Genomic DNA, 22,133 nt, shown 5'->3' on the forward strand with positions numbered 1-22,133 from the left:
GAAAAAACAGGCCGAAAACGACCGAAGGGTGCCATCTGGTCATGGCAAAGTCAAAACACCCAGTCCCAATAACTCTGCCCTAACGGGCAAGCACCCCGAAGCCGGCTGCCCGGCTTCGGGGACAGGTTCAAGCGCTCGCCATGATCGCTTCCAGCGGATCGTGTTCGGCCACGAAGTGACCAGGCGCAATCTCGCTGAGCGCGGGAACATAGTCGGTCTGACCCGCCGCCAGACGGCTGGGCAGGAACCGCAGCGCCGCCTTGGGGTCCATGGGCGAGGGCAACTCGCCCGGCAGTTTCAGCCTTTGGCGGCTGCGCTCGACATCCGGGTCCGGGATCGGTACCGCCGAGATCAGCGACTGCGTGTACGGGTGAACCGGGTTCGCGCAGATCACCTCGCCATCGCCCAGCTCGACGATGCGACCCAGATACAGAACCATGATCCGGTTCGACACCGCGCGCACCACCGACAGGTCGTGGCTGATGAAGATCATCGACAGGCCGAATTCCTGCTGCAGTTCCTTCAGCAGCTGCACGATCTGCGCCTGAATCGACACGTCCAGCGCCGAGACCGCCTCGTCGCAGATGATCAGCTTGGGCTTGTTGATCATCGCCCGGGCGATGCCCACCCGCTGGTTCTGGCCGCCCGACAGCTCGTGCGGGTAGCGGTTGATCATGTTGGCGTTCAGGCCGACCCGTTCCATCATCTCGGCGACCATCTGCTTGCGCTCGCGCTCGGTCAGGTCGGGGCGATAGGTTTTCAGCGGTTCCGCGATCGAGGCCGAAATCGTCATCCGCGGGTCCAGGCTGGCCAGCGGGTCTTGGAACACGATCTGCAGATCCTTGCGGTACTTGTTCAGCTCGGCCCGTTTCAGCCCGACGATCGGATGGCCCAGCCAGCTGACATTGCCGGCGCTCGGCTCGATCAGCTGCAGCACGGCACGGGCGAGGGTGGACTTGCCGCAGCCCGACTCACCGACCACGCCCAGGGTTTCACCCTTGCGGATGTCAAAGCTGACGCCGTTCACCGCCTTCAACGGCACTTTGCGGCCAAAGATGCCGCCCGGAACGTGAATCGGGAAATGCACCCTGACGTCATCGACTTTCAGCAGCGGCGCCTCGTCGGTCTCCACCGCCTTGGGCGCGTCGCCCGCGTCGATGCGAGGCATGGCCTCGATCAGGGTGCGGGTATAGTCGTGCTTGGGCGCGTGGAAGATCTCGCGCGTGTCACCGGCCTCGACAAACTCACCCAGGCGCATGACCTGCACCCGGTCGCACATGCGGGCCACGACGCCCATGTCATGCGTGATCAGGGCGATGGCCGTGCCTTCGTCCTTTTGTAGACGCACCATCAGGTCCAGGATGTCGGCCTGAACGGTCACGTCCAGCGCGGTGGTCGGTTCGTCGGCGATCAGCAGTTTGGGATTGCACAGCATCGACATGGCGATCATCACCCGCTGGCGCATCCCGCCCGACAGCTCGTGCGGGAACTGGTCCAGACGGCGCGCGGCCTCGGGGATGCGCACGCGGTCCAGCCATTCTAGGCACCGTTGCCGCGCGGCCGAACCCTGCAGGCCTTCGTGTACCTGCAAGACTTCGCGCATCTGCTGGCCGACCCGCAGATGCGGGGTCAGGGCGGTCAGCGGGTCCTGAAAAATCATGCCCACGTCATCGCCGCGTATCTGGTTCAGCTTGTTCACGGGCAGGTTCAGAATTTCCTGCCCGTTCAGCAGCACCGACCCGGTGGCCCGGCCCGCCGGCGGCAGCAGCCCCATCGCGGCCATGAAGGTCTGGCTTTTGCCGGACCCGCTTTCGCCGACGATGCCCAGGCATTCGCCCGGCGCGATGTTAAAGCTGATGTTCTTGACGGCCTCGACCACCCCGTCGGGCGTGTCGAACTGAACGCTCAGGTTCTTTACGGAAAGCAGGCTCATGTCAGCGGTCCTTCGGATCCAGTGCGTCACGCAGGCCATCGCCGATGAAGAACATCGTGATGATGATGGTGACGTAAAATGCCAGGGGGTACATCAGTTGCCACAACGTGCCGTAACCCATGGTTCCGGCGCCCTCGGCGATCAGACGACCCAACGAGGTATAGGGCTCGGAAATCCCCAGCCCCAGGAACGAGATGAAGCTCTCCGTCAGGATCATCTCGGGCACCAGCAGCGAAGCATAGACGATCACAACGCCCAGCAGGTTGGGCAGGATGTGGCGGTACATGATGGTGAACTCGCTAACACCGGCGGCGCGGGCGGCCTCGATGAACTCGCGGTTCTTCAGGGTCAGGGTCTGGCCGCGCACGATCCGCGCCATGGTCAGCCAGCCCACCGCACCTAGCGCGATGAACAGCATGAAGAACGACCGCCCCGCCACGACCAGCAGCAGGATGATGACCAGCGTGGCCGGAATGGCCAGCAGGATGTCGACGAAGCGCATCATCACGCCGTCGACCCGCCCGCCGATATATCCGGCGGCGATGCCATAGCACGTGCCCACGATCAGCGCGGTGGCCGCCCCGATCAGACCCACCAGCAACGAGGTTGTGGTGGCCTGGATGACCCGGCTGTACAGGTCGCGCCCCAGATCGTCGACGCCGAAATAGTGCCCTGTCTCGATGGACGGCATACCCATGCCGGCCACGTCGCCCATGACGTTCCAGTCGATTTCTTCGTTGCTCCAGACGGCAAAGTAGGGCCCGATGATCGTGAACAAAACGATCAGGCCCAGGATGAACACGCTGGCCATGGCGGCTTTGTTGCGGACAAAACGCATCCGCGCGTCCTGCCAAAGCGAACGTCCCTGAATGACCGTGTAATCGGTGATGTCTTCGGCCAGATGGGCGGCTTTCTGAGATTTTCCAAGCATTTGCCAGCCCCCTCAGTAACGGATTTTCGGATCGAACCAGGCATAAGCCAGGTCGGTCAGCAGGTTCACCAGAACGGTCAGAACGCCATAGAGGATCGTGACCCCCAGCAGCACAGCATAGTCGCGTGACAAGGCCGAACCCACATAGGCCTGCCCCAGCCCACCGGTCGAGAAGTAGATGTCAACAAACACCGACCCGGTCAGCACATAGACGAAAACCGGCCCCAGATAGGACACCACCGGCAGCAGCGTGGGTTTCAGCGCATGGCGCCAAATCACGGTGCGGGTGGGCAGGCCCTTGGCCCGCGCGGTGCGGATGAAGTTCGAATTCAGAACTTCGAGCATCGACGAACGCGTGATCCGCGCGATCGAGCCCATGTACGAGGTCGCAAGCGCGATGACGGGCATGATCAGGTATTGCCACTGGCCCCCGTTCCAGCCGCCGCCCGGCAGCCAGCCCAACCACAGGGTGAAGGTCAGGATCAGGATCGGGCCCATGATGAAGTTCGGCAGCGCCTGGGCGGCGATGCCCAGACCCACGGCGAAATAATCGATCCAGCTGTTGTGGCGGATCGCGGCGGCGATGCCCAAACTGACGCCCACCAGCGTGGCCACGAGGAAGGACAGCATCCCGTAGGTCAGCGAAATCGGAAAGCCCTGCGCGATGATGTCGTTCACGTCGCGGTCCTTGAACTTGAAGGACGGGCCGAAATCGAAATGCACCACGATGTTGTACAGGTAATCCCACAGCTGTTTCCACAGCGGCTGGTCCAGCCCGTAGCGCGCCTCGATATTGGCCAGAACCTGCGGCGGCAACGGCCGCTCCGAGGTGAAGGGCCCGCCGGGCGCGAAGTGCATCAGAAAGAAACTGGCGACGATCAGCAACAGGATCGTCGGAACGGCGATCAGCAGTCGCCGGATGACATAGGCAAGCATTTCATGCCCCCAATTATTGGCCCTGCCCCAGAGCATGTCCGGGGCAGGGCGCGATCAAAGGATGATGATTACTCGGCGATCTTGTAGAGGTTCTTCGAGTACCAGTTCTGCTCGACGTTGTTCACCGGCCAGTTCCCCACGTCGCTGTCCATCATGTAGACACCGGCGTAGTGGTAGATCGGGATCACAGGGGTTTCCTGTGCGATGATCCGCTCAACCTCGGTGTACAGCGGGGCCGGATCGTCCGAGGTTTTGGCCTGAGCCAGCAGCTCGTCGACCTTGGCATTGTTGTACTTGCCGTCATTGTAGCCGGAATCCGACTGCAGCAGGTCCAGGAAGGTCGAGGCTTCGTTGTAGTCGCCGCACCATGCGCCGCGGGCCAGTTCAAAGTTCTGGTTGCCGCGCTCTTCCAGGAAGATCTTCCATTCCATGTTGGCCAGCTCGACCTGCGCGCCCAGCTTCTGCTTCCACATCTGGCTGAGGGCCACGGCGACTTTCTTGTGCGCCTCGGAGGTGTTGTAGACCATCGCGAAACTCAGCGGGTTGTCGGGACCGTATCCGGCCTCGGCCAGCAGTTCCTTGGCCAGCTCGTCGCGCTCGGCTTGCGTCATCGACGCCATTTCCACGACCGGCGGGGTGAACCCTGCGGTGGCTTCGGGCACGAAGGTATAGGCTTCGGGCTGACCGCCGGCCAGGATGTTCTCAGTGATGATCTTACGGTCAACCGCCAGCGACAGGGCCTGACGCACGTTCGGGTCCTTGAAGGCCTCGGGGCCGCCGTCGGACAGGTTGAACGTGTAGTAGTAGTTGCACAGGCGCGGGAAGCTGATCGCCTCGTTCGGGTATTCTTTCTTCAGGCGCGGAAACTGGCCTGCGGGCACCTCGGTGCGGTCCAGCTCACCGGCCAGATAGCGGGTCAGGGCCACGTTTTCATCGTTGATGACCAGCGCCACGACCTTGTCGATGATGGTGTTGTCGTTGTCCCAGTACATCGGGTTGCGCTCGCGCACCGAGCGTTCGTTGGGCAGGTGCTCGGTCAGGACATAGGCGCCGTTCGAGACGATGTTGCCGGGCTTGGTCCATTCATCGCCGAACTGCTCGATGACCTTCTGCGGGGCTGGGAAGGTGGTCGAGTGCGTGGTCATCTGCGGGAAATAGGGCAGCGGCGCGCTCAGTTTCACTTCCAGCGTGTGGTCGTCGATCGCCTTGACGCCCAGGTCGTCGACCGGCTTGTCGCCCGCGATGATCTCGGCGGCGTTCTCGATCGACATCAGTTCCATGAACCAGGCATAGGGCGAGGACAGGGCCGGATCGACGGCGCGTTTCCACGCAAAAACGAAATCATGTGCGGTGACCGGATCGCCGTTCGACCACTTGGCGTTGTCGCGCAGGGTGAAGGTGTAAACGTCCTTGGTTTCGTTGGTGGTATAGCCGGTGGCCACGCCCGGAACCAGGTTGCCGTCTTCGTCCTGGTTCATCAGACCTTCGAACAGGTCGCGGACAATCTCGGCGCCCGACACGTCCTCGACCACCTGCGGGTCGACCGAGCTGTGCTCGTCCAGCACGCGGTAGACGAAGGTCTGGTCATCGGCCAGCGGCTCGCCGGTGACCGGATGGGTGCCCGCGGCCAGCGCGGCTCCGGTGATGAAGGTCGAGCACAGCAGGCCCGCCACCGAGTTTCGAAGGATGGTGTTCATGATCTTCTCCCAATTATTGTGGCGGCGGTCTGCGCATCCATATGGGATGGCGTCCGGCGGCCCTGGTTGCCCGACATCCGCTGGGACCCGGTTCTTTTGAATTTTGGGTTGTGCCAATTCGCAAGGAACACTGCGTCGCAGCTTTCTGGATTGCAGTCGGTGAAGTGGATGCAAGAGCTTCCTCTCGCTGGCCGAGACCGTGCCACTATTTTGGGCAGGGTTAAAGCCTTCCCATGAGTCCGGATCGCCTAAAGGTAGAAAGAAACTTCGTGACGCGTGGTCGCCGAAATTTTGTAACGATGGCGTGTATCGTTGCGATATTTTCGTGCCCAGGCCGCCCGGATTACAGCCCGAGGCGCGATCTGTTTCGGCAGAATTTCGCCGCTCGCTTTCGCCCGATCAGGCGAATCGCCAGCGGTCAGGGACGCAGCCGCGACTTCATGCCGGCTTCGGGGAAACAGGTGGGGGGCTGGTCGGTTTCTTCCTGCCAGCGGCCGATCGACCGGCGGGTTTTGTATCCCGGGAGCCCGTCGGCACCGCCCACGTCGTGCCCCATCGCGATCAACGCCTGCTGCATGGTCGCGATATCCGACCGGTAGAGACCGCCCACCTTGCCCCAGCGGCCTTTGAAATCGCCCACGCCATACTGAATGCGATCGCCCACATGGCCCACGAACAAGGCGTAGAGGTCGCTCATGTTGTAGTCTTTGAGAACGTAGAAATTGGGCGTTACGACAAAGGCCGGACCGTTCCGGCCAGCCGGCATCATCAGGTAGCCCTCGCCGCGCAGCTCGTGTTCGGGGAAGGGGCGGCCCGAGACGCGTGTGATGCCCATAGCAACCCAGTCGCGGATCGCTCGGCCCTGGTCGGGACCCTCAAGAGCGCAGGACACAGACGCCGGTACGGTCACCTCGAACCCCCAATCGCGGCCGCTGACCCAACCGTGCCACGCGAGGTAGTTTCCGATCGATGCAATCGTGTCGTCGGCCGACCCCCATATGTCGGCCCGGCCGTCCGCATTGCCGTCGGCCGCGTGGTTCAAAAAGCTGGTCGGCATGAATTGCGGCTGGCCCAACGCGCCGGCCCAGCTGCTTTTCATCGCGCGGCCGTTCACGTGACCGGCCTCGACGATCTGCAGCGCGGCGATCAGTTCGCCGGTGAAATAATCCGCGCGCGTGCTCATGAATCCCTTGGTGGCCAGCACCTGGATTGCGTCATGCCGGATCGGAACCTGCCCATAGCCGCTTTCTCGGCCCCAGACCGCAAGGATGATCCGGGCGGGAACGCCGGTCTGTTCCTCGACCCGGCGCAGCGTTTCCGCATGACGCTTGGCCATACGCCGACCGCCGGCGGCGGCACCCTGAACCGAATTTGCGTTGAAATACCGGCCGGGGGACCCGAACTCGGCTTGCCTTTGCTTTTTGGGCGTCCGCGCCGGAGAGCCCGGCGGAACAAGATCGGGCAGTTCCCAATTCAGGCGAACCCCGTCGGTTGCGCTGTCAAACGTGCGGCGCGATACACCCTGCGCCCGAGCCAACGGCCAGACCTGTTGCTGCAACCAGTCCTGAAACTGCCGCTCGACCGCGGCTCGGTCCTGCGCGATCGCTGCGCCGGAAAACGCGATCAGTCCAATCAGAATAAGCAGTAAACGCATGACCCAATGACTGACGCGAGCCACTGGCCAAGTCAACTCGATGGTGACGTGGGTTACGGCCGCCCGGGAAAAACCTTGTGAAATCTGCTGACTCTGCCGATAGTTGCACCAACCTAAGGTTTGATGAGGGCGATCCGGCGTGAGCGGAAACAGGACTATACCTGCGGTACTGACAGCGCTGATCGTGGTCGTAGTGTGGTTGGGCGCGTCGCAATCGGCTCTGGCCAGCGACAGTTTCATGGATCCTCTAGGCCCTATTGCGGCGGTCCAAAAAACACACCTGGTGCGCGCGACCGCGTTGATCCTGATTGCGGTCATTCCGGTTCTGGTTCTGGTTCCCTTGATCGCTCTACGCTATCGCCGTCGCGCGCAAAGCCCGGCTGCCTATCGGCCCAAATGGGATTTCTCGCCCCTGCTGGAAACCGCGATGTGGGGTGTGCCGGTGGTGATCGTGGCGCTGCTGTCCTTCTATCTTTGGAAAGCAACCCACCGGCTGGACCCTTACGCGGCCCCGTTCGGCGATGAACCGGCCCTGCGCGTGCAGGTGGTGGGGCTGGATTGGAAATGGCTGTTCATCTACCCCGACCTGGGCATCGCGACGGTGGGTGAGTTCGGGGTACCGACAAAACAACAGGTCGCGCTGACACTGACGACGGACACGGTGATGCAGTCATTCATGGTTCCCGCCCTGGCGGGGCAGATCTATGCCATGCCCGGCATGACGACCCAATTGCATCTCGTGGCTGATACCCCCGGACAAATGCAGGGCGAAAACACCCAGTACAACGGGCGCGGCTTCACCAAGCAGAAGTTCCAGACGGTCGCGATGCCGCCCCCGGACTTCGACGCATGGGTCGACCGGGTTCGGCAGAACGGAATCGTTCTGGACCCGGCAACCTACCGGACGCTGGCCATGCGGACAGACCGGGACGAGGTTCAGGCCGCGCTCGGCACCGCGCAGATGCCGGACAATGCGCTGTATTTCCGTCTGGATGATGGCGATCTGTTCCACAGCATCCTGGGCCGGTATCACAACGGGCAACCTTTGCCGCAGGATCAGCAACCGGGAACCGCCCAATTCGGCCAGGAGGACAACCAATGACATCTGCCGAGTCCGGTTTCTTCGGCCGTCTGAACTGGGATGCCTTCCCCATCGCCGGGCTGATCCAAGACCCCAATACGAATGAAATCGTGGCCAATGCCGCGGCGGGCGTGGTGATCGTCGGGGTGGTCGCAGTTCTGGGACTGCTCACCTGGTTTCGCCTGTGGGGGCCGCTGTGGCGCGACTGGCTGACCAGCGCGGATCACAAGAAGATCGGCATCATTTATATCGTCTTCGCCATCGTCATGCTGGCGCGCGGCGTTCTGGAAGGCGTCGTGATGCGCGCCCAACAGGCGGCCGGGCCGGGCGAGGGGTTCCTCGAGGCCGAACACTTTGCCGAGTTGTTCAGCACCCACGGCACGATCATGATCTTCTTCGTGGCGGTGCCCTTCGTGTTCGGACTGGCGAATTTCCTGGTCCCGCTGATGATCGGCGCGCGCGACGTGGCCTTTCCGGTAATGAACCAGATCAGCCTCGGCCTGACGGTTTCGGCGGGGATGATGCTGATGGTCTCACTGGTGGTGGGCGAGTTTTCCACCGGCGGCTGGACGGCCTATCCGCCCTATACCGGCGCGGCCTTTAATCCGGGTGTGGGGCCGGATTACTGGATCTGGGCAATCGTGGTGTCGGGCATCGGCACCACCCTGACGGGGATCAACTTTGCCGTCACGATCTACAAACTGCGCGCGCCCGGGATGAAATTCATGCGGCTGCCGATGTATTGCTGGACGATCATCTGCAGTTCGATCCTGATTGTGTTCGCCATGCCGCCTTTAGGGGTGGCGGCGCTGTTGCTGGCCGCCGACCGGTATCTTGATTTCCATTTCTTCACCAATGACCTGGGCGGCAACATGATGAACTATGCCAACCTGTTCTGGCTGTTCGGCCACCCCGAGGTCTATCTGCTGGTTCTGCCGGCCTATGGCATCTATTCCGAAGTCTTCGCGACCTTCTCGGCCAAGCGGCTCTATGGCTACACCTCGCTGGTGATCGCGACCATGTCGATTGCGGTGCTGTCGTTTACCGTCTGGCTGCACCATTTCTTCACCATGGGCCAAAGCGCCCTGATCAATGCGGTGTTCGGCATCGCCACGATGCTGATCGCCATTCCCACCGGCGTTAAGGTCTATGACTGGATGGCCACCCTGTATCGCGGCCGCATCCGGTTCTCGGTGCCAATGCTGTACGGGCTGGCCTTTCTGATGCTGTTCGTGATCGGGGGGCTCAGCGGGGTGATCCTCGCCAATCCGACCGTCGATTATCAGGTGCACAATACGCTGTTCCTGGTCGCGCATTTCCACAACGTGTTGCTGCCGGGTGTCCTGTTCGGCCTGCTGGCGGGCTACAACTACTGGTTTCCTAAGGCCTTCGGCTTCCGCCTGGATGAGACTTGGGGTCGGATTTCGGTCGTGCTGTGGACGTTAGGCTTCATGCTGACCTTCCTGCCGCTGTATTTCGTAGGTTTGATGGGTATGCCGCGCCGCTCCTACAGCTGGGAGGACCCGAGCTTCCATCCCTACATGATCACGGCCGTCATCGGCGCGCTGGTCATTCTGGCGGCCTTGCTTTCGGTCGTCGTGCAGCTGTGGGTCAGCATCCGCAACCGCGAACAGAGCCGCGTTCCGGTTGGCGACCCCTGGGACGCCCGCACGCTGGAATGGTCGATTCCGGCCCCGCCGCCGCCCTACAATTTCGCGATCATCCCGCATGTCACGGACCGCGACGATTTTGCCGCCGCGAAAGAGCGTGGCGAGGCCTACCCGCACCCCGATCAGTACGAGGACATCACCATGCCGCGCAACACCGGCATCGGTTTCGTGCTCTGCGTGCTCAGCGGTGTGTGGATGTTTGCGCTGGTCTGGTGGATCTGGTGGCTGGCGGCGCTGGTGACCGTGATGATGATCCTGTCGTTCATCCTGTGGACCTTTCAGACCGATACCGAAGAAGTGGTATCTGCTGAAGATGTGCGCAGGCAGCACGAGGCCTGGCTGGACCTGGTCCGCAACGCGACCCCTGTGAACCGGGATCACGAAGGCGCGCCAGAAAACACCGGGCTTGCCCGACCGGATCTGGAGGCAGCGACATGAAGCCTGCACCAACCCACAGTTACCCCGGTCTGAACCTTGGGCGGCGTCATGCCAGCGCGCACAAGGCGACCGAAGTGGTGACCTTCGGTTTCTGGGTCTTTCTGATGAGCGACTTGGTCTATTTCGGGCTGATGTTCGGCGTTTACATCACCATGATCGACGCGCAGGCCGGTGGTCCGGGTCCGCACGAGTTGTTCGATCTCTACAGCATCTTTGCCCAGACGCTGATCCTGCTGACCAGCAGCCTGACTGTTGGACTTGCCATGCTGGCGCTGAAATACAACCTGCCGCGCGGTCGGATCGTCCTGTGGTTCGGGGTTACGCTGCTGCTTGGGCTGAGTTTTCTGGTCCTCGAAATCCGCGATTTCATGTCGATGGCGGAAAAGGGTGGCATCCCGCAGCGCAGCGGTTTCCTGTCCGCCTTCTACGGGTTGGTGCCTCTGCACGGGCTGCATGTGGCGGCGGGCTGTGTGTGGCTGGTCGTTCTGGGCATTCAACTGCGGGTCATGGGGATGACCGACCTCGTGATTTCGCGCGTGGTGCGGCTGGCACTGTTCTGGCACTTCCTTGATCTGATCTGGATCGGCATCATCACCATCGTGTATTTCGGAGGGCTGACCTATGGATAAACGGTCCGAGATGCACAGGCGCGAGCGGCGCCGGTATGTGATCGGCTATGGCGGCTCGCTGTTGCTGACACTCACCGTGTTTGCGATCGCCTACTGGTTCGGCATCGAGACCAAGGGTGTCTACCTTGCAATTGGGCTGTTGGGTTTGGCGCAGCTAATCGTTCAACTGGTCTATTTCCTGCATATCGACCGTCGCCGCAGCAGCCGCGAAGATCTGGATTTGGTCCTGTTCTCGACGCTGGTTCTTCTGATCATCATTCTTGGAACGGTCTGGATCCTGGGCAATCTGGCTATGCGGATGCACATGCCGGGCATGTAGCGTCCGGCTAGCCCATCACCCACAGTCCCAGCCACAAGGCCAGCCAGCACAGTCCGAGGCTGAGCAGGATGTTTCCACCCGCAAGGACAATCGTCCGCTCGCGCTGCAGTTCAAGAGACTGGTAGGCAAAGCTGGAGAATGTCGTGAACCCTCCGCAAAAGCCGAAAACCAGGCGCTTTTCTTCTTCGGCCATCTCCACGGGCCCGCCCAGGTACCCGATCCAAAGCCCCAACAACAGGCTGCCCAGTACGTTCACGACCAGCGTCGAGACCGGGAGGTCGTGAGTGATGGCCCGTGCGACCCAGTGACGAAGGACTGCTCCCAGTCCGCCGCCCAGCCCGAACACCGCATGCAGATACAGATCGGTCATTCGGCCCGCCCTCCTGAGTGGCGGCGGCGTCCGATCGCCTCGCCCAGAATGGCCGCGCCCAAACCACAGATGACTTCGGCCGCCAACGGGAAGATGACCGACCAGCCGTCGGTTTCAGCGATCCGTTCCAGTTCGGCGGCAAAGGACGAAAACGTCGACAATCCGCCGCAGAAACCAACGGCCCCGAGGTGCAGAACATGGGCATGCACCCGGCCGCGTATGGCGTAGAGCCATCCCAGAATGAAACAGGCCACGACATTGATGCCGAAGGTCGATGTCAGCAACGGCATCCCCGGAATTTCCAGCGCAAACAGTTCGCGCAGGATCGACCCAGCCGCCCCGCCGACAAAGACGGCGGCGTACATCATGGGCTTCCCCGAAACTGCCGCCTGAGTTTTGGCCAAGGACGCTTCTCCGCCTGTGGGGTTTGGATTTGGATAGCGGCTGTGCCGCCCGGGTTCAACCGCCGCAACCAAGCCACCGCAAATCCGCCCGATGCTTGGGGTGGCCGTACAAAGGCTTGCAATCAAAGGGCAACCTGCCCACGATCTATCGGGACAGGCCCGATGGGGTCGGAACCAGAGGGCAGGTCATGACGTCGAATTCCGTATGCAAGGTATTGCTGGATATTCTCGCGGATGCCGGAGGGCGCCAGATCTTCGGCGTGACGGGCGATGCGCTCAACCCCCTGCTCGAAGCCATGCGCGGGGATGGCCGGTTCGAATGGATCGGGGTCAGGCACGAGGAAAACGCAGCCTATGCAGCCTATGCCCAGGCGCATCTGACCGGCGGGATCGGGATTTGTGCCGGAACCGTCGGTCCCGGAGCGCTGCACCTGATCAATGGACTGTACAACGCCCGGCGCGAGGGTGCAGGGGTCGTGGCGATCACAGGTCAGGTCGCCCATCGGGAACGCGGGACCGGGTACCACCAGGAAGTCAATCTTGAGAAAGTGTTCGAGGATGTCTGCGGCTATCAGGCCGTAATCAATTCGCCGGACCAGATGCCGCGACTGGCTCAGATCGCCGTGCAACGCGCCTTGATCAACCGCGAGGTCACGCGGATCGAACTGCCTATCGACGTATCCGAACAGCAGGTGCCCAGCTTGCACCAATTGCACCCGATCCTGAAAACGCCATCAACGCTGATCCCGCCCGAATCCGAAATCGACCGGGCGGCCGAGATCATCAACGCGGGCAGGAAAGTCGCCCTTTTCGCCGGTGTGGGATGCCGAGAAGCGAGGGACAAGGTTCTGGCTCTGTCCCAGCGGCTAAATGCGCCGATCACGCATTCCCTCAAGGGCAAGGACATTTTTGACTATGATGATCCCAACGTGGTCGGGATGACTGGGTTGATCGGCAATCCCGGCGGGTATCATGCAGTGCGCGACTGCGATGTTCTGGTGATGCTGGGAACAGACTTCCCATACGAGTGGTTCCTGCCGGAAAAAGCGAAAATCATCCAGATCGATCGTAACGTCGAACATCTGGGACGCCGCGCGCCCATCGCATCGGGATTGCTGGGAGATGTTGGCGCGACGCTGGATCTGCTCTTGCCAAAGCTGGCCGCAAAGGACGACAAGGCGTTTGCCGATCGTCAGGTCAAGCTGTGTACGAAATGGCTGGCGCAGCAAGACCGTGACTCCAGTCTCGAGCGCGACACCGAGCCACTCCACCCGCAGCTATTCGCGCGGCAGGTCTCCGACCAGGCTGCCGATGACGCGATATTTGCAATGGATATCGGCGAATGCACGGTCTGGGTGGCCCGTCAGACGCGAATGAAAGGCGGACGGCGCATGGTGGGGTCGTTCAACCATTCGTCACTGGGGTCCGGGTTGCCTTCGGCGTTGGGAGCCGCCGCACTGGATCCGAAGCGCGAGGTTTGGGCGTTCTGCGGGGATGGCGGTTTTGGCATGTCCATGCAGGATTTCGTGACTGCCGTGCGCTACGAGTGGCCCATCAAGGTGCTGGTCTTCAACAACCAGACGCTCGGCTTCGTGAAGATGGAGATGGAGGTGGCGGGTTATCCGCTGAACCCCGCTGCTACCGATCTGGTGAACCCGGACTTTGCGGAATACGCGAGGGTTTGCGGTGGGGATGGGGTCCGTGTGGAACATGCGGCTGACATCCCCGAGGCCGTCGCGCGGGCCAAAGCCAGCCGAAAGCCATTCATCATCGACGCCATGGTCACGCCCGGCGAGTTGGTCATGCCTCCGCATATCGATACCAAGATGGCCTGGGGTTTCGGCATGTCGAAACTGAAAGAAGGCATCCTGCTGGCCAAGGGTGAACATGCGCAGTGGGACAACTGGGTCAAGGAACTCAAGGCCAACCTCTGACCGATTGGCCCAAGGGAGAGCAAGATGATCGTACGTCGAATATATTATGTCGTGACCTATGTGGTTCTGCCTTTGACCGTGGTCTGGGGTTTGTACTGGCCTCCGGCATTCTGGCTGCTGATTTTGCTGGTCCCTTACGCGTTGGTCGGGCTGTACGACATGCTGACCACCAAACACAACGTACTGAACAACTATCCGGTTCTGGGCCATTTCCGGTATATGCTGGAGTTCGTCAGCCCGGAAATCCGCCAGTATTTCGTGGAAACCAACGAAAGCGGGCGGCCCTTCAACAGGATCATTCGGGCGCTGGTGTATTCACGAGCAAAGGGACAGGTCGACACTCAGGCCTTCGGCACCCAGTACGATATCACCGAAGTCGGGTATCACCGGGCCAACCATTCGCTTGCGCCCAAGGACGTTCCAGAAAGCGAAGAGTGTGTGATGCTGGGCGGTCCTCAGTGTGAAAAGCCCTATCTCGCATCGCGGCTGAACGTTTCAGCGATGAGCTTCGGGGCACTCAGCGCCAACGCAATCCGCGCCCTGAACGGCGGGGCCAAGGATGGTGGTTTCGCACACAACACGGGCGAGGGCGGGCTGTCGCCGCACCATCTTGCCGAAGGCGGCGATATCATCTGGCAGATTGGCACCGGATACTTCGGTTGTCGGACGGCAGAGGGCGGCTTTGACAAGGACAAGTTCGCCCAGAATGCCCAGAAGGATGTCGTGAAGGCGATTGAGATCAAACTGTCCCAAGGCGCGAAACCGTCCCATGGCGGTGTTCTGCCGGCGGCCAAGGTCGATGAAGAGATCGCTCTTATTCGTGGCGTACCCGTGCATCAGGATGTGATTTCGCCACCCATTCACTCGGCCTTTGACGGGCCAACGGGCCTTATGCATTTTGTGCAGCACCTGCGCGAAATGTCCGGGGGCAAACCGGTCGGGTTCAAGCTGTGCATCGGCAACCGGTCCGAGTTCATGGGGATCTGCAAGGCCATGCTGGAAACGGGCATTCTGCCCGATTTCATCACCGTGGACGGGGCCGAGGGCGGGACCGGCGCGGCGCCTGTGGAATTCACCAACCGTCTGGGCGTACCGTTGAACGAAGGGCTGATCTTCGTGAACAACTGCCTGCGCGGAGTAGGCTTGCGGGACAAGATCCGGGTGATCTGTTCAGGCAAAGTGGCAACCGGCTATGACATGATCGAGAAATTCGCGCTGGGGGCTGACATGTGCAATGCGGCGCGGGCGATGATGTTCGCCGTGGGCTGCATTCAGGCCCTGCATTGCAATACGAACCGCTGCCCGTCAGGCGTCGCAACACAGGATCCCATTCGCGGGCGCGCGGTCAACGTGCCGCAGAAACGCAAGCGGGTTCACCGCTTTCATGACGCCACCCTGGAAAGCTTTCGCGAAATATTGGGTGCCATGGGGAAAGAGCGCGTATCTGACCTCGGCCCATCCGATATCTACCGCCGAATTGCCAACGAGCGCGAGTGCTCATACGCGGAACTTTACACCTTTATCGAGCCAGGTGCCTTGTTGAAAGATTCAGTGCCGCAGGAATTTGCAGCGGATTGGCAGAAGGCGTCGGCGAGCCATTTCTGATTTTTTCTCGAATGTTCCAAGGATCCGTTCCTGTCTTGCGTCTGAATAGTCAGAATGAGCAAACTGACCTCGGATGAAGAATTGGCCCATGCGGCCACCAACGGGGACGCGGAAGCGTTCGCTACGCTGCTTGGGCGGCACTATGACCGCGTGTTCCGGCTGGCCTTTCGGCTGACCGGCAGCGCCGAGGTCGCCGAAGATCTGACGCAGGACATATGTGCCGCCTTGCCCGCCAAAATTGTCGGCTTTCGAGCGAGTTCAAAGTTCACGACCTGGCTGTATCGGGTCGTCTGCAACGCGGCACACGATGCGCGGCGTCGAACGGCCAGCCGAAACCGTGCAGCAATCGGCTGGGGCGATGTGGAAAAGATGCGGCGCGCCGAAGCCGTCGAGACGGCCGAGGCCCTGTCATGGCTGCAACGGGCCATGCAGAGCTTGCCCGAAGATCTGCGTCAGACACTGGCGCTGACGCTGGATGATGAAATGACCCATGCACAGGCCGCCGACGTGCTGGGCGTGTCCGAGGGCACGGTCTCATGGCGCCTGTCCGAAGCCCGAAAGCGCCTGCGTGCGATCAAACAAGAGGAGCTTGCCCAATGAGTGATGAGCTCGATGATCTGAAAACACTGATGGATGCCGCAACGCCTGAAGCAGATGAAAAGCGGCGGGCCGTCAATCTGGAGCTGGCCAGAAAAAACTTTGCTGATCTCCAAGGATCCCGACCCGGTACGCGTCCCAATGTCAGGCGAGGCCCGTTGGCCCGCGTGACAGAAGGAACCAAAGCCATGTTGAATGCAATTTCGACCCGCGGCGCGCTGGCCGCTACAACAGCCATCGCTGCCGTGGCACTGATCATGATCGTGCCGCAGACACGGGACGGTGTGCTGTCCCCCAGGTTCGGTACCGAGACCCGGGTGATCGGCCAGCCGCAGGCGGTTCGGCCAACCGGTCGATCAGACGCTGAAACGACCGAGATGGTTCTTGAGGAACCCGTTGTTGAAGCGCCGATGGTTGTGGAAGAAGCGCTGGAACCTCTGGCAAAACGCAGCCTTCTCTCGCAAGGCCACCTCGCTGACAGCACAGTGGCCCCTTCGGTTTCGAGCGACGCTTTTCACCCGCTAGCGCGACCCGAACAGTCGTCCGAAGAATTTGCAAACGCCGAAACCAACTCACTCAAGGTCACCGCGGAAGAACCAGTTTCGACGTTTTCGATTGATGTCGATACCGCATCTTACGCCATCGTCAGGTCCTCGCTTCTGGCTGGTCACTTGCCGCCGCGTGACGCGGTGCGGATTGAAGAAATGGTAAACTACTTTCCCTATTCCTATCCGGCGCCGGACGGCGCGGTGCCGTTTCAGCCAAACATCACGGTCATGCCCAGCCCGTGGAATACCGGTACTCGACTGGTCCATATTGGCATTCAGGGAACGCTTCCGGTGATCGAGGAGCGTCCGGCGCTCAATCTTGTCTTTCTCATCGACACCTCGGGCTCGATGCAGGACGCCAACAAGTTGCCCTTGTTGAAACAGTCCCTGCGCCTGATGTTGCCCGAGTTGCGACCCGAAGATCAGGTGTCGATCGTGACCTATGCCGGCAGTGCGGGCCAGGTTCTGGAGCCGACATCCGCAGCCGATCAGGCCAAGATCCTGCGGGCGCTCGAACAATTGGATGCGGGCGGATCCACAGCGGGACAAGCCGGGCTTCAGCAAGCCTATCAGGTTGCTGAAGAAATGGCCGCCGAGGGCGAGGTGACGCGGGTCATTCTGGCCACGGACGGGGATTTCAACGTTGGCCTGTCCGATCCCCAAGCTTTGAAGGAGTTTATCTCTGACAAGCGCGACAGCGTAACATATCTGAGCGTTCTGGGTTTCGGGCGCGGTAACCTTGATGACGCGACGATGCAGGCCCTGGCCCAGAACGGAAACGGACAGGCGGCTTACATCGACACGCTGGGTGAGGCCCGCAAAGTGCTGGTTGACCAACTGACCGGTGCGCTGTTTCCGATTGCCAACGACGTCAAGATTCAGGTCGAATTCAACCCTGCCCAAATCGCCGAATACCGCCTGATCGGATACGAAACCCGCGCTTTGCGCCGCGAGGACTTTTTGAATGACACTGTTGATGCGGGCGACATAGGTGCTGGCCACAGCGTGACCGCGATTTACGAAGTCACGCCGGTCGGCTCCAACGCAATTCGCAATGCACCGCTACGGTATGGAAACACCGCCCCCGCTTCGGGCAGTGATGAAATCGGCTATTTCAAGCTGCGGTACAAAACACCCGGCGACACGCGCGGCCAGTTGATCGAGCAACCGATCTTGGACGGGCAGGGCCGCCAGACGGACGACGTGAGGTTTTCCGTCGCGATTGCAGGTTTCGGCCAGTTGTTGCGCGGCGGCACTTACCTGTCCGACTGGAGCTATGATGATGCAATCGCGATGGGCAACACAGCCCGTGGGGCCGATCCTTTCGGGTACCGGACCGAAGCCGTGACCCTGATGCGTCTGGCGCAATCCCTGTCAAAATAAAGGGTGGGCAATCCGTGTCAGTTCAACGACGGGCGCGGATTGTTGGCAGCGTGCGAATGAATCTTCCGCACGCTCCACTCAACTGCGTCTCGCATGGTTTTGCCCAAGGCGGTGTCAAAAGCGGTAACAAGATCCGGCGTCTCGTCGCTGGTCGAGACAACGGCTTCCTGGAACGAGCTTGAAGCGATGATCTTGTCTTCGAACTCGTCGATGATCTTGATGTTCATTCGCACTTCGATTTTTACGGTTTTCGAGTTTTCGGTTTCTCCGACGACAATCCCTTGAAACTCGCGCAGGTCCGGAACGATGACGTAGTCGGCGCGCAGGCCGACCGTCGAACGGCCCACGGCGGCGACGCGACCGCTGTTTTCAAAGCTTTCGACCATCAACGCCTGAACGATCAAAGGTGCTCGGTCTACCCACCGGGCACGCGGCAGATACTGGACCTGCAGGGGCGTCGGCTGCACGGCGATCTGGTCGGTGTTCACCGCAGCGGTGGCAGTGGGTTCCTGGATGACGATCTGTTTCTGTACCCGGGGCAAAGACTGCGAGAACGTGCTCTTGGGGGTCAGCAGATACAGGTCGTTCGGTTTCGAGGCCTGTTTCAACGTGCCAAGACCGGCACATCCGCCCAGCGTCGTGATTGCAAGGGTCAGAAGAAGGGGCCTGATCATTGACGGAACTCCGATGCTTGGGTGCCCAGAAGGAAACGCGCGGGGTCGCGCTCGACCTTGTCGACAAGACGGTCCAGGCTGATGACAAGGCGTTGGGATTCTTCCACGAAACGAACGAATTGTGGCAGTCCGACCCGCAGGAAGTCTGAAACCTGCCGGCGGTTTTGTTGAACGATGCTGTCAATCGTTCCCAAGAGGTCCGATGCCGATTGCGACGCGCTCAGAACGTCCGCTGAAATCTGGTCGATCTTGTCGGTCACGTTCGTTACCGTTTCGGCCACTTTGGTGGCGGCGTTTCGGATGTCGTCAACAACCTGTGCGACATCTTCGTCCATCACGCGATTGGCCGAGTCGAACGCGCGTTCTGCGGATGCCAGAGTTCCTTTCGCCGTATCCATGGCCGAAGTCACCGAGTCGAGCGTTTGGTTGGCGTTGGCAAATGTATTGTTGACGGTTGCCATGGTGACCGCGGCTTCATCCGACAACCCGATCAGGCGGTCCGCGAGTTGCGACCCGCGCTCGATGAAGGGGCGGACGTCGTCTTCGATGACCTTGTTTGCCGTGGCCAGCGTCTGGTTCGCGCTGTCCAGTGCGGTTTTTGCCGATTCCGAGGCCGTTTTGATGCTGTTCAGCGTTTCAGTTCCGGTGGTCAGCGTGGTTTCTGCGGTATCAGCCAACTGATCCAGGCGTTTGGTGAAGGCCCCGATGTCTTTTGCCGCGCCGCCCAGATCGCTGGACAGGGATTCAAAATCGTTCAGGGTCTTGTCTAGCCGGCCCGAGGCCGAAGCCAGGTTGTCGAGGATATCCGACACGGCCTTGCGATTGTTGTCATCCACCACTGCGTTCAGGTTCTCAAGCAAGGTCACCGCCTCATCCAGGACCTTGGGTGCGCCTTCGAACAGGGATTGGATGGCGCTGCGCTTGCTTTTGATGACGCTGTTCTGCGGCAGCCTCTCGGCATCGGGCGACCCGCCTGACAGCTCGACATAGCTGACGCCGGTCACCCCCAGCGACTGCAACTGCGCGATCGTGTCCGTGGTCACCGGAATGTCTGCATCAACCTCAAGCCGGACCCTTACTTTGGATGGGTCATCGTCATCCAGATTCAGCGAAATGACCTGTCCCACGGGCAGGCCGTTATAGCTAACGCCACCAGCGGCTGACAGGCCCGACACGTTGTCGAACAGCACGTCATAATACGCGTATTGGCGCGTGACTTCGAACTTGGCCAGCCACAGGAAGAAGCCGAACGCGCTGAGGATGCCCGCAAGTGTAAACGCGCCGATCAGGATATAGTTCGCCCGGGTTTCCATCGCCTCTACCTGTCCTGCCCCTTCTGTTGCGCCGCGCGGGCCCGGGGGCCTGTGAAGTACTCCTGCACCCAAGGGTGGTCGACCTTGGTCATGTCTTCAATCGGACCTTCCACCAGCACGCGCTTTTCTGCAAGAACCGCAACGCGGTCGCAGATCGCGTACAGGCTGTCCAGGTCATGTGTTACCATGAAAACGGTCAATCCCAAGGCCTGTTGCAATTCTCCGATCAATTCGTCGTAGGCCGCGGCGCCGATGGGATCCAGCCCGGCGGTGGGCTCGTCCAGAAACACGATCTCGGGGTCCAATGCCAATGCTCGGGCCAGCGCGGCCCGCTTGCGCATCCCGCCTGACAGTTCTGACGGGAACTTGCCACAACTCAGCTGTGGCAGCCCCACGAGGCTGATCTTGAGGCTGCCGAGCGCCCGCATCAAGCTCTCGCTCAGACCGGTGTGTTCCCGCAACGGGGCCATGACGTTCTGAAGCACGGTCAGCGAGGAAAACAGTGCCCCGTCCTGAAAGGCGACGCCCCAGCGTTTCTCGATGCGGCGCCGGTCGGCCTCCGGGCCGTTCAGCACGTCGACACCCAAAACTTCGATACTGCCTGCCGCGGGTTTGTTCAGCCCGACGATGGTGCGCAGAAGGACGGACTTGCCGGTTCCGGACCCGCCGACAATGCCCAGCACTTCGCCGCGCCAGACATCAAGGTTCAGGTCGTCATGCACCACTTGCGGACCGAACTGGTTGCGCAGATTGCGCACACGGATCACCGCTTCGCGCTGCGCGTCCAGCTTGGCGGTCGATGTCTGAGCGGATCCATCCATGTCAGACACCGATCTCGGAGAAGAAAATGGAAAACAGCGCGTCGATGGCAATGACCATGAAGATCGACTGAACAACTGACGCAGTGGTGCGCTGGCCGACGCTTTGGGCTGACCCCTTGACCTGCATTGCCTGCCAACAGGCGATCACCCCGATGACCATGGCAAAGAACGGCGCCTTGATCAGCCCAACCGCCAGATGCCAGACGCTGGTGTTTTCCTTCAGGCGCGTAATGAACATTCCGGGGCTGACGCCCAGATCGATCCAGCTCATCAGGGCACCGCCAAAAAGGCCGGCGATATCGGCCACGAAGCCCAGGATCGGCAGCATGATCAGCAGCGCAAGAACCCGTGGAATGACGAGCACCTCGATCGGGTCCAAGCCCAATGTGCGCATGGCGTCGATTTCTTCCTGCACTTTCATAGAACCGATCGAGGCCGTGAAGGCTGAACCGGACCGACCGGCCACGATGATCGCGGTCAGCAGGATGCCCAACTCGCGCAATACCGAGATCGAGATCAGCTCAACCACGAAAATTTCCGCGCCGAATTGTTTCAACTGGGTGGCACCCTGAAAAGCCAGAACCACGCCGATCAGAAACCCCATCAACGCCACGATGGGCAGGGCCTTGAACCCGGTTTCCTCCATCTGCGACACGACCGCGGCGCGGCGCAGGCGCCACGGCATGATCATCGTGCGGCCCAGCCGGTGCAGGGTCAGGCCCAGAAAGCCGAGGATCGACATGGTGTCGCGCCCGGCGCCCACCGTTGATTGGCCCAGGCTCTCAAGCCATGGCATGAAGCCTTTTGGCGGGGCCTCGGCGGGAATGTCCTTGGGAATGTTCTCCGAGACGGTTTCCAGCAGCGCGGAATGTGCCGGTTTCAACCCGTCGAAAGCCACGGTCGCTCCCATGGCCGAGCACCGGTTTTTCAGGTCCGCGATCAGCCACGCGCCGCCGGTGTCCAGCGCATCGATTTCGGACATGTCGACCGTCACATGCGGCGCATCCGGGCGGGCGGCGCGAAAGGCGTCTTCGACGCCACTCAACGACTGTGTCAGCATTTCGCCAGACACAATCACGCGCGCTGTGCCGCCTTCCTGTTCGACTGCGATCGAGGGCTTCGTCATGCCGGTATCAGACGGGAAACTGTTCCGACCCGCAATGGCTTTGTTCAACCGGGCGGCGATTTGGGTGCGG

19 protein-coding genes are annotated in these 22,133 nt (G+C 61.0%); 8 read left to right on the plus strand and 11 right to left on the minus strand.

Annotated features, from left to right (window positions below; genetic code table 11):
• Positions 1–127: 127 nt before the first annotated feature.
• From ACR0NB_RS16985 to ACR0NB_RS17005, 5 genes are all read right to left on the minus strand, one after another.
• Positions 128–1,933: an ABC transporter ATP-binding protein gene (locus ACR0NB_RS16985; protein WP_480776332.1), complete on the minus strand. Its 1,806-nt coding sequence runs from the start codon at positions 1,931–1,933 to the stop codon at positions 128–130.
• A gap of 1 nt (position 1,934) precedes the next feature.
• Complete coding sequence (locus tag ACR0NB_RS16990; RefSeq protein ID WP_170341315.1) at positions 1,935–2,864, minus strand: ABC transporter permease subunit; 930 nt, start codon at positions 2,862–2,864, stop codon at positions 1,935–1,937.
• Positions 2,865–2,876: 12 nt separating this feature from the next.
• Positions 2,877–3,800, minus strand: coding sequence for an oligopeptide ABC transporter permease OppB (oppB, locus tag ACR0NB_RS16995; protein ID WP_093963128.1), 924 nt, complete (start codon positions 3,798–3,800; stop codon positions 2,877–2,879).
• A gap of 68 nt (positions 3,801–3,868) precedes the next feature.
• Positions 3,869–5,497 carry a peptide ABC transporter substrate-binding protein gene (locus ACR0NB_RS17000; RefSeq protein WP_093963729.1) on the minus strand — a complete coding sequence of 543 codons (1,629 nt, stop codon included), beginning with the start codon at positions 5,495–5,497 and terminating at the stop codon, positions 3,869–3,871.
• Positions 5,498–5,915: 418 nt separating this feature from the next.
• Positions 5,916–7,151: a lytic murein transglycosylase gene (locus tag ACR0NB_RS17005; protein ID WP_480776333.1), complete on the minus strand. Its 1,236-nt coding sequence runs from the start codon at positions 7,149–7,151 to the stop codon at positions 5,916–5,918.
• 139 nt (positions 7,152–7,290) lie between these two features.
• Between ACR0NB_RS17005 and ACR0NB_RS17010 the strand changes: the two genes are divergently transcribed.
• Genes ACR0NB_RS17010 through ACR0NB_RS17025 form a run of 4 tightly spaced genes read left to right on the plus strand, consistent with a single transcriptional unit; the run spans position 7,291 to position 11,288 of the window.
• The gene (locus tag ACR0NB_RS17010; protein ID WP_480776334.1) at positions 7,291–8,253 is read left to right on the plus strand and encodes a cytochrome ubiquinol oxidase subunit II; all 963 of its coding nucleotides are present in this window, start codon (positions 7,291–7,293) and stop codon (positions 8,251–8,253) included.
• Entirely contained in the window at positions 8,250–10,340 is a 2,091-nt protein-coding gene (locus ACR0NB_RS17015) for a cbb3-type cytochrome c oxidase subunit I (protein ID WP_480776335.1), read from the plus strand. The genes ACR0NB_RS17010 and ACR0NB_RS17015 overlap by 4 nt, the downstream gene beginning before the upstream one ends.
• Positions 10,337–10,969 carry a cytochrome c oxidase subunit 3 gene (locus ACR0NB_RS17020; protein WP_093963125.1) on the plus strand — a complete coding sequence of 211 codons (633 nt, stop codon included), beginning with the start codon at positions 10,337–10,339 and terminating at the stop codon, positions 10,967–10,969. Before ACR0NB_RS17015 ends, ACR0NB_RS17020 begins: the two co-directional genes overlap by 4 nt.
• The gene (locus ACR0NB_RS17025; protein WP_244952445.1) at positions 10,962–11,288 is read left to right on the plus strand and encodes a cytochrome o ubiquinol oxidase subunit IV; all 327 of its coding nucleotides are present in this window, start codon (positions 10,962–10,964) and stop codon (positions 11,286–11,288) included. Before ACR0NB_RS17020 ends, ACR0NB_RS17025 begins: the two co-directional genes overlap by 8 nt.
• 7 nt (positions 11,289–11,295) lie before the next feature.
• Here ACR0NB_RS17025 and ACR0NB_RS17030 read toward each other — a convergent pair whose 3' ends face one another.
• Both ACR0NB_RS17030 and ACR0NB_RS17035 read right to left on the minus strand, forming a co-directional pair.
• Complete coding sequence (locus ACR0NB_RS17030) at positions 11,296–11,658, minus strand: fluoride efflux transporter FluC (RefSeq protein WP_170341325.1); 363 nt, start codon at positions 11,656–11,658, stop codon at positions 11,296–11,298.
• Positions 11,655–12,026, minus strand: a complete 372-nt coding sequence (locus ACR0NB_RS17035; protein ID WP_244952444.1) for a fluoride efflux transporter FluC — start codon at positions 12,024–12,026, stop codon at positions 11,655–11,657. The genes ACR0NB_RS17030 and ACR0NB_RS17035 overlap by 4 nt, the downstream gene beginning before the upstream one ends.
• Before the next feature lie 224 nt (positions 12,027–12,250).
• Here ACR0NB_RS17035 and ACR0NB_RS17040 point away from each other — a divergent pair, with 224 nt between their 5' ends.
• From ACR0NB_RS17040 to ACR0NB_RS17055, 4 genes are read left to right on the plus strand one after another with little or no spacing between them, the layout of a single operon-like run.
• Positions 12,251–13,996: a thiamine pyrophosphate-dependent enzyme gene (locus ACR0NB_RS17040; protein WP_480776336.1), complete on the plus strand. Its 1,746-nt coding sequence runs from the start codon at positions 12,251–12,253 to the stop codon at positions 13,994–13,996.
• A gap of 24 nt (positions 13,997–14,020) precedes the next feature.
• Positions 14,021–15,601: an FMN-binding glutamate synthase family protein gene (locus ACR0NB_RS17045; protein ID WP_480776337.1), complete on the plus strand. Its 1,581-nt coding sequence runs from the start codon at positions 14,021–14,023 to the stop codon at positions 15,599–15,601.
• Between the two features lie 54 nt (positions 15,602–15,655).
• The gene (locus ACR0NB_RS17050) at positions 15,656–16,201 is read left to right on the plus strand and encodes an RNA polymerase sigma factor (RefSeq protein WP_170365935.1); all 546 of its coding nucleotides are present in this window, start codon (positions 15,656–15,658) and stop codon (positions 16,199–16,201) included.
• Positions 16,198–18,129: a vWA domain-containing protein gene (locus tag ACR0NB_RS17055; RefSeq protein ID WP_480776338.1), complete on the plus strand. Its 1,932-nt coding sequence runs from the start codon at positions 16,198–16,200 to the stop codon at positions 18,127–18,129. Before ACR0NB_RS17050 ends, ACR0NB_RS17055 begins: the two co-directional genes overlap by 4 nt.
• Before the next feature lie 17 nt (positions 18,130–18,146).
• On the opposite strand, the gene ACR0NB_RS17060 is transcribed toward ACR0NB_RS17055, so the two are convergent.
• From ACR0NB_RS17060 to ACR0NB_RS17075, 4 genes are read right to left on the minus strand one after another with little or no spacing between them, the layout of a single operon-like run.
• Positions 18,147–18,803, minus strand: coding sequence for an ABC-type transport auxiliary lipoprotein family protein (locus tag ACR0NB_RS17060; protein WP_170365932.1), 657 nt, complete (start codon positions 18,801–18,803; stop codon positions 18,147–18,149).
• Positions 18,800–20,116 carry an MlaD family protein gene (locus ACR0NB_RS17065; protein WP_170407496.1) on the minus strand — a complete coding sequence of 439 codons (1,317 nt, stop codon included), beginning with the start codon at positions 20,114–20,116 and terminating at the stop codon, positions 18,800–18,802. Before ACR0NB_RS17065 ends, ACR0NB_RS17060 begins: the two co-directional genes overlap by 4 nt.
• Before the next feature lie 5 nt (positions 20,117–20,121).
• Positions 20,122–20,937, minus strand: a complete 816-nt coding sequence (locus tag ACR0NB_RS17070) for an ABC transporter ATP-binding protein (protein WP_170341340.1) — start codon at positions 20,935–20,937, stop codon at positions 20,122–20,124.
• 1 nt (position 20,938) lies between these two features.
• Positions 20,939–22,063, minus strand: coding sequence for an ABC transporter permease (locus tag ACR0NB_RS17075; protein ID WP_170588778.1), 1,125 nt, complete (start codon positions 22,061–22,063; stop codon positions 20,939–20,941).
• Positions 22,064–22,133 lie beyond the last annotated feature (70 nt).

This window comes from Ruegeria sp. CG3, assembly GCF_056537205.1.